Annotated in this window: 2 pseudogenes; both read left to right on the forward strand. The window is 73.0% G+C overall.

Going from position 1 to position 564, the window contains the following annotated elements:
- Positions 1–221, forward strand: a pseudogene (locus tag GTY47_RS39990) (2,3-dihydroxybiphenyl 1,2-dioxygenase); the annotation flags it as partial.
- Between the two features lie 23 nt (positions 222–244).
- Positions 245–564 (forward strand): annotated as a pseudogene (locus GTY47_RS39995) (fumarylacetoacetase); the annotation flags it as partial.

Here is a 564-nt window from a genome sequence, read left to right on the forward strand (position 1 = left end):
AGCACTTCGCCGACGGCGACCTGTTCTCCTGCGACGTCGAGCCCGGCTGGGCGCCGATGTCCACGAGCGGCCTCGCCCAGTGGGGGCCGCCGGCCACCCGCGACTTCCTCGGCGCGAGCCCCTCACCCCAGCGGGTCCGCGATGTCATCGAGGCCCTGCGCGGCGACAACGAGATGGACCCGGCACGACTGTTCGGCCTGCTCAAGGCCGCCAACTCCTGACCCCCTTCACAGAGAGCCATGTCATGAGCACCAATGTCCTGCGCACCGCCGACGGCTGGTGGGTCGTCCGCGGCGACCGGGCCGTTCCTGTCGAGACCAAGGCCGACACCACCGCCGAACTGGTGGCCGACCGCGCCTCCGTCCGCGAGGCCGCCGCCTCCGGCGAGCCCGGCAGGCCCGTGGCCGACCTGGTCGCGCTCTCGCCGGTCACCACGCCCTGCCGGGTGGTCGCCCAGATGGTCAACTACCGCAGCCATGCCCGGGATTCGGGCTTCACCGGCGACATCCCGCCCGCCTTCTTCCGCAAGGCGTCCGGCTCGGTCAGCGGCCCCGGCGAGGCCGT

Source organism: Streptomyces sp. SID5464 (genome assembly GCF_009862985.1).
In the GTDB taxonomy this organism is placed as follows: Bacteria; Actinomycetota; Actinomycetes; order Streptomycetales; family Streptomycetaceae; genus Streptomyces; species Streptomyces chartreusis_D.